The organism is Ensifer sp. Root127 (assembly GCF_001425225.1).
Lineage (GTDB): Bacteria > Pseudomonadota > Alphaproteobacteria > Rhizobiales > Rhizobiaceae > Ensifer > Ensifer canadensis.
The window spans coordinates 120,875-127,902 of the sequence record NZ_LMDX01000020.1; the positions used below are offsets into that span (position 1 = coordinate 120,875).

Below are 7,028 nucleotides of genomic sequence, written 5' to 3' on the forward strand. Positions count from 1 at the left end.
GTACACACCATAGGTTGTGCCAAGTTGGCGCAACGAGCCTGCCGCCCTACGCCCAAACGGCCGGGTCCTGCCCAATTGGATGTAGACGAATTGCAGGCTCTTCTTTTCCAGCATCTGGCTTCAGAATAGCGGTTTAATGCGGACCCATGTCCTGCGCGATATCGCAGGGCCTGGGCTGAACCGTGGATTGGAGAAACGGCAATGACGGAAAATCGTCCCTTGTCGGAAGCGGCGCCGAATGCGAACACCAATCAGAACACGGTCGCGACCGCTGCCGGCGGGCATCTCGCGTTGGTCCCCACCTGGCTTCCCCTCGATCTCGTTCCGGATCCGGACCACAATTCGGCCGGTGCCGGGGGTAATGGCACCAGCATCGGTACCCTCGACAGCAATACGCTCGCCGTTTTCATGCCCTCCAACGCTGCTATCACCGGCCCGCATTCGGCCGCGGATGCGCAGCAGGGCAATGACGCCCTGATCAACCAGCACGCCACCGAAATGGCCGGCATGGGAGGCGACGGCGGCAGCGGCAATCTTGCGGGCAGCGGCGGCGGCAATGCCGGCGGCGGTGGCCACGGCACCTTCATCGGCAGCCTGGTCAGCACGGATGTGGGGGTATTTGCCCCGGTGAATACCGCCGTTGCGGCAGGGCCGGGATCGACGGCGACGGCCAATCAGGCCAACAACGCGGCAATGCTGCAAGGCGCCACCCAGATCGGCGGCATCGGCGGATCGGGCGGCGACCACAACATTGCCGGCGGCGGCACATCCGCCAACCATGGGACATCCATCACCTTCACCGGCGACAACTTCGCCGGACACGGCGGTGACGGCACCTTCATCGGCAGCATGATCGATGTGAACGTGGCGGTGTTTTCGCCGATCAACATCGCCATCGGTGCGGCCGGCGGAGCCGCCTCGGCTCACCAGACCAACAACGCCATCTTCGATCAGGGCGGCGTGCAGATCGCCGGTATCGGCGGTGCCGGCGGTGGCTTCAACCTGTCGTCCGACACGATCTTCACCGGCGACCAGATGGCTGGCGGTGGTGGGTCCGGTTACTCGAACGGCAGCATGGTCGATGTCAGCATTGGTTATTTCCACCCGATCAACATTGCGGTACCGGCCGGTGGCACGGCCGATGCCCAGCAGCTTGATCACGTGCTCTTCGACCAGCACGCGCTACAGATGGCTGGCGTCGGTGGTCTTGGCGGTGAGGGCAATCTGTCGGATGCCCATTCGGCGCTCGTGGACGATATCCTCAGCCTTGTCGATGGAATCTGAAGTCGGACAGCTCGCACAGTCCGTTTCGAACCTGACCCGGCACGAATGTCAAAACGCACCCGCAGTCGGGTGCGTTTGTCTGTCGCCGATACCACGCACTCCCGCATGGCAAGCCAGCGCCCCATACCCCGCCCAAAGGGACGTCACCGAATATCCAGCTAGTTCGCACGCTCGATAGCGCTCACCATTCAATCGCGGTTACCCCGTCTGCCAAACGGTATCGCTGGCACCGAACCGCTTAAGAGAACACGGGGGTCACGATACTTAGAGGAGCAACGCTATGCCTATTCCGCAAGCATCTGACACGATCAACCTCACCGACTCCAATGCTGGCGATGCAAGCGCCGGCAACGGCGGCGACGGCTTCAACTATGGTGATATTCACTACAATCCGGTCGCCTATGTCGCCAATTCACAAACGGTAGAAGGTGCCTACACCAAGCTCTACAACGGCGATCATGTATGGCAGGACGCCGGATGGGGAACCGGTGACGGCGGCGACGGTGGACTTGCCCAGGCACGGGACGGCCTGTTGGCCGTGCTGACCAACAACGGCTCGGGCGGCGCCGGCGGCGACGCCTATTCCAATGGCGATCAAGGCAACACCAGCGGTGGTAATGTTGCAGCGGTTGCTGCAGACACAACGGCAACGCAGAACACCCAGTTCCTGGCCGACCAGCATGCAACCATTCTCGCCGGCGTCGGCGGCAATGGCGGCAATGGCAACCTTGCACAGGGCGGCGATATCTCCTCGGCCTTGGTTCACACCAATCCGTTCACGGAAACCAACACGTCAACGGACATAGACACCACGACCGAAACCACATCGGTCTCGAACGCGCTCGACCATTTCATCAACGCATTCGGATCGATCGACCTCAACGACATCGGTTCGTGAATTTTTCATGAGGATCGCCGGTTTCGGCCGACGATCCTCATCCTTGCATGCGTCTTGCCAAGCCCTTGCCTTGTCAGAATCGATTGCACCGAGATCTGATAATGACAGCCAATTCGACACCCACGCCGCGCGAACCAACGCATCTGGTCATGGCCCTCAGGGCCTGCGCCAGCGCCTTTGGCCTGGTCTTCCTCTATAGCTGCGGCTACAATCTCTTTCTGCTCACCCCCTCCATCTATCTGCTGCAGATCTACGATCGCGTGCTGTCGAGCCGCAGCGCCGATACGCTGGTGATGCTGACGCTGATCGTTGCGGTCGCCGTGGTGGTCGGATCGCTCCTGGATATCGTTCGCCGCGCCGCCCTGTCGCGCATCGGCAGTTGGCTTGATCACCGGTTGCGCCCGGTGGTTCTCACGGCCTCCTTCGAATATGGCGCCCGTACCAGCACCGCAGTTGCGACCGATTGCTACAAGGACCTGTCGACGCTCAGGCAGTTTCTGGATTCGCCGGCAAGTTCGCTGCTCTTCGACGTTCCCTGGGCGCCCGTGTTCCTGCTGCTGCTGTTTCTCGTCCATCCGCTGCTCGGCGTGATCGGCGTGCTGAGCGCCGTCTCGCTGCTGCTCCTGGCCGTCCTCACCGAACTGGCGACCCGACGTCCGCTCACCCACGCCAACCGCGCCCTTGCGCGCAGCTACGTGCGCTTTGCGACCGCGCTCAAATACATCCAGGTTATCCGTGCGATGGGCATGCAGGACGGCGCCGCGCAGATCGTCTACCGCGACGCCGAAGCGGCCAGGAAGGCACAGGATGCCGCGATGCAGCGCACCGAGATCATTCTTGGCCTGTCAAAATCCGTGCGTACGCTCACGCAGATCCTGATGATGGGTGCTGCCACCTGGCTGGTGCTCGAGGAAAACAGCAGTCCGGGCATCATCTTCGTTGCCAGCCTGCTGCTCGGCCGCGGCCTTGCCCCGGTCGAAGGGGCGATCGGTGCCTGGCGCTCCTTTGCTTTTGCCCGCAGCGCCTTCGAACGGCTCAATCAGATGCTGATTGCGGTCGCCGCTGACAGCGACGCGCGCATGGTTCCCGTGCCGGAACCGAGCGGCCTTATCCTCGACAGTGTCGGCTACACCCTGCCCTATGCCGATCGCCAGATATTGCGGGGCGTAACCCTGCGCCTGGCGCCGGGCGACTGCGTCGCCCTGATCGGACCATCGGGATCGGGAAAGTCGACGCTCGGCCGGATCATGGCAGGCGTCGAGCCGGCCACGAGCGGATGTGCACTTCTCGGCGGCGTCGATATCTCCGCCCTGCGGCTTTGCGCGGGCACACGCCATGTCGGTTACCTGCCGCAGGACATCGAGCTCTTCGGCGGCGCCGTCAAGGATGTCATTGGCCGGCTGGACGGATCCAACCCCGGCAAGGCGATCGAGGCGGCCAAGCTCGTCGGCTTGCATGAAACGATCATGCGACTGCCCAAGGGCTACGACACCGATATCGGCGAAGGCGGCGGCCTGCTCCTGCGGGCGCAGCGCCAGCAGCTTGGTTTGGCACGCGCCGCCTACGGCAATCCGTCGCTGGTGGTGCTCGATGATCCCAATTCGAGCCTCGACTACGACGGCGAGCGCAAGCTGTTCACCGCCATATCGCGGATGAGGTCGCGCGGCATGATCGTCGTCGTCATCACCCATCGCATGGGAATTCTGCCTGTCACCAACAAGATCGCCATCCTGCGCAACGGCACGGTCGACGCCTTCGGCGACAGCGAACAGATTTTTGAGACTCATCTTCAACCGCCGGCGCGGACCGGAACATAGGAGGGGGATCGCACAATGCTCCCCGCACAGATCGACCGGCCTCCATCACGATCCGCTGTTGCAAGCAGCGCGGCCAATCATCTGGCAAAGGCGCAAGGTCAAATCGGCAAATTGCTTACCTATGCGCCGACCGACGGCCTCGTGCCGATCGAACTCGCCGCCGCCTCGCCGATGTCGCGGCTTCGCTCCGTCGCCAGGACCGGCAACCTGCTCATCGGCTTTTTCGTCGTCGGCCTCGGCACCTGGTCGGCATTGGCACCGCTTACCAGCGCGGCAGTCGCCTCGGGGGTCGTCGAACCGGAATCCAGCCGCAAAACCATCCAACATCTCGAAGGCGGCATCATCAGGCAGATCCGCATCAAGAACGGAGATACCGTTACCTCCGGCCAGATCCTGATCGACCTGGACGACACCAAATTCCGCTCGGAGCGGGACAGCCTGAAGGGGCAGCTCTGGGATGCGGAGGCAAGGCATGCGCGTTTGCTTGCCGAGCAGGACGATGCCGACAGCATAACCTACCCGCCCGAAATGCTGGCCGCCATGGTCGACAATCCCGCGATCAACGCGATCGTCACCGGTCAGCAGCGGATTTTCGAAACCCGCCGCCAGGTCATGCGCGCCGAAATTGCGATCACTGAAGAAAAGATGAAACAGGTGCAGCAGGAGGTCGCCGGTCTCACCGCACAGAAGGCGGCTCTGAGCGAACGTGTCGAAATCTCCAGACAGGAGTTGGAGAGCGTCACGACGTTGACCAAGAAGGGGCTGGAAAAGAAGAGCCGTGTCCTCAATCTGCAACGGGAAAAGGCCGATATCAGCGGGCGGGTCGGCGAAAGCGCCGCCCAGATCTCCCGTGCCTATCAAGTGATCAGCGAAGCCCAGGCCTATCTCGTCAAGCTTCGAAGCGATCGCCTGAACGAGGTGGCGCAAACCATGCGCGAAACGGAAACGCAGATCCTGCAACTGAGCGAAAGGCTGCGTGCGATCGACGACCAGCTTGCGCGAACTGCGATCAGGGCGCCTGAGGACGGCGTGATCATGGACTTGCGGGTCCATACAACCGGCGGCGTTATCGGCGCCGGTGAACCGCTTGTCGATCTCGTTCCACGCAAAGGCCGCCTGATCGTCACCGCCCGCGTCCGGCCAGAGGACATCAATCTCGTGCATCCCGGCCTCACGGCGCAGGTGCATCTGCTCCCCTACAACCAGCGTCGGGTCCCGCTGCTGAAAGGTCAGGTCGAATATGTCTCGGCGGACCGTCTGGTCGACAAGCAGACCGGCCAATCCTACTACGCCGCGACGATCCATGTCGTTGATGAACGATTGGCCACGATGAGCGAGGTCGAGTTGGTCGCGGGCATGCCGGCCCAAACGCTGATCGAAACGGGTACGAACAGCGTGGCGCTCTATGCATTGAGACCACTGCTTGACAGTTTCAACAGAGCATTTCGTGAGGACTGACACAGCCTTGGCCGGTGGCTCCGTGCACGGTGCAAATGAAGGTGCGGCTCCGTTGTTGCCGACGCACCCCACTCTTGGCTCGCGGGCACCCCTGATCCGGCCGAAGGATACGATAATGGGCAAACGAAAATTCGACGACGACGAAATCATGGGTATTCTGAGGGAACATCGGACCGGCGCGACGGTAGCGGAAGTTTGCCACCGCCATGGCATCAGCGAGCCGACCTTCTACCGCTGGCAATCCTCACAGCTTCGAACCGTCGGCTTCGACGTTGGGCGCATACGCGCGCTGGAGCTGGAAAACCAGAAGCTGAAAAAACTGCTGGCCGAAGCCATGTTGACGGCCGCGACACTGAGCGAGATGCTAGCGAAAGCCTCGAAATAACGATAGCGACTATGGTATCGCCAATCCGTTGCGCGGCGATGCCCTGCCGCCCAGTCGGGCAACGACCTCCGTGCGGTTCTGAACCTGCAGCTTCCGCATGATGTGCTGGAGGTGCATCTTCACGGTATGCCCCGAGAGGTTCAGCTTGCCGGCGATAACCTTGTTGGACGAGCCGCATTGCAACTCAGCCAGAACATCGGTTTCCCGCGGCGTGAAGTCGGCATGAAGGAGATCGTCGCGGCGCGGCCGCCTGGCGGGGTCAGCCTCTTCAGGCCTCAAATGCAGCGCTGTCCCATCGCCAAAGGTCCCCAGCGGATGCGGACAGAACACACCGCCCGCCAGCACCAACCTGAGGCCCGCAAGAGCGATTTCGATTGGCAGCGACGTTGTGAAGAAGCCGCGGATGCCCATCTGCAGCGCCTGCGTTGCCATCGAGATATCGTCCGTGTCCGACAGCAAGGCGATCGGCGCATCGGAGAAACGCTCGGAGATGGCCGCAAGATCGGAACGCAGACTGCTGCTTCCGACGTCCCTCCCCGCCAGATCCAGCGTAATCAGACGGATGTCCATACCGAGTGCCCTGTCCAGGCTCGCGGTCGAGATCATGTCGATGAAGGTCCACCCCGCCAGTTCGCGCTCCAGCAGCGTGACAATGGCAGTGCGGGCGAGAGTATGCGGTTCGACGACGATACCGGTGGGTGCATTGCGCCCTTTGCGGCGCAGCGTTCCTGAACTGATGGACACGAGCCGACCCCCAGGATGTTTGCAACCTCTAAGGTCAGCATACTATGCCCGAACATGCATCATGTCATGAGAAAATGGGGATTAATCCGATCGGACCAGTCCCGGCAAACCGTTGACAACATACGGTTTTTTTAAGCGCACTCACTGGCGTTGGGCGCTGTAACATATCTTGAGTAGTAAAATACACCCAGTTCGTTGCGACGATGATCGAAAGCCTATCATCGCAGCGGTCACAATTTTGCAACCGAGTTCGGCGAGATACCGCTCTCGTTTTGTCAAAATGGACGCTGAACCGGTTGCCGTTCCGGCGATACCTTCCGCCTGATCATCGCTTTGGAGTTGGTCCCAGAACGCCAAAAAGCCCGCCGGATTTACCTGGCGGGCTTTTTTTTTGATTTGGTTGCGGGGGCAGGATTTGAACCTGCGGCCTTCAGGTTATGAG

Annotated in this window: 6 protein-coding genes; 5 read left to right on the forward strand and 1 reads right to left on the reverse strand. The window is 61.5% G+C overall.

Annotated features, from left to right (window positions below):
- The first annotated feature begins 201 nt into the window (after positions 1-201).
- The 5 genes from ASD03_RS21640 to ASD03_RS21660 all read left to right on the forward strand — a co-directional run bounded on the left by ASD03_RS21640 (position 202) and on the right by ASD03_RS21660 (position 5,842).
- A complete protein-coding gene (locus ASD03_RS21640; RefSeq protein WP_025428204.1) occupies positions 202-1,284 on the forward strand; it encodes a hypothetical protein in 1,083 nt (360 codons plus the stop codon).
- A 280-nt stretch (positions 1,285-1,564) separates the two neighbouring features.
- Complete coding sequence (locus ASD03_RS21645; protein ID WP_025428205.1) at positions 1,565-2,182, forward strand: hypothetical protein; 618 nt, start codon at positions 1,565-1,567, stop codon at positions 2,180-2,182.
- A 101-nt stretch (positions 2,183-2,283) separates the two neighbouring features.
- The gene (locus tag ASD03_RS21650) at positions 2,284-3,999 is read left to right on the forward strand and encodes a type I secretion system permease/ATPase (RefSeq protein ID WP_025428206.1); all 1,716 of its coding nucleotides are present in this window, start codon (positions 2,284-2,286) and stop codon (positions 3,997-3,999) included.
- A 15-nt stretch (positions 4,000-4,014) separates the two neighbouring features.
- A complete protein-coding gene (locus ASD03_RS21655) occupies positions 4,015-5,457 on the forward strand; it encodes an HlyD family type I secretion periplasmic adaptor subunit (protein ID WP_025428207.1) in 1,443 nt (480 codons plus the stop codon).
- Between the two features lie 7 nt (positions 5,458-5,464).
- Entirely contained in the window at positions 5,465-5,842 is a 378-nt protein-coding gene (locus ASD03_RS21660; protein WP_128090485.1) for a transposase, read from the forward strand.
- A gap of 9 nt (positions 5,843-5,851) precedes the next feature.
- Here the strand turns inward: ASD03_RS21660 and ASD03_RS21665 are convergent, their stop codons facing one another.
- The gene (locus ASD03_RS21665) at positions 5,852-6,586 is read right to left on the reverse strand and encodes a response regulator transcription factor (protein WP_025428209.1); all 735 of its coding nucleotides are present in this window, start codon (positions 6,584-6,586) and stop codon (positions 5,852-5,854) included.
- Between the last annotated feature and the right edge of the window lie 442 nt (positions 6,587-7,028).

Excerpts from the sequence above, each read along its gene's own strand:
- ASD03_RS21650 (WP_025428206.1), top strand. The coding sequence starts at position 2,284 with ATGACAGCCAATTCGACACCCACGCCGCGCGAACCAACGCATCTGGTC.
- ASD03_RS21645 (WP_025428205.1), top strand. The coding sequence starts at position 1,565 with ATGCCTATTCCGCAAGCATCTGACACGATCAACCTCACCGACTCCAAT.
- ASD03_RS21655 (WP_025428207.1), top strand. The coding sequence starts at position 4,015 with ATGCTCCCCGCACAGATCGACCGGCCTCCATCACGATCCGCTGTTGCA.
- ASD03_RS21640 (WP_025428204.1), top strand. The coding sequence starts at position 202 with ATGACGGAAAATCGTCCCTTGTCGGAAGCGGCGCCGAATGCGAACACC.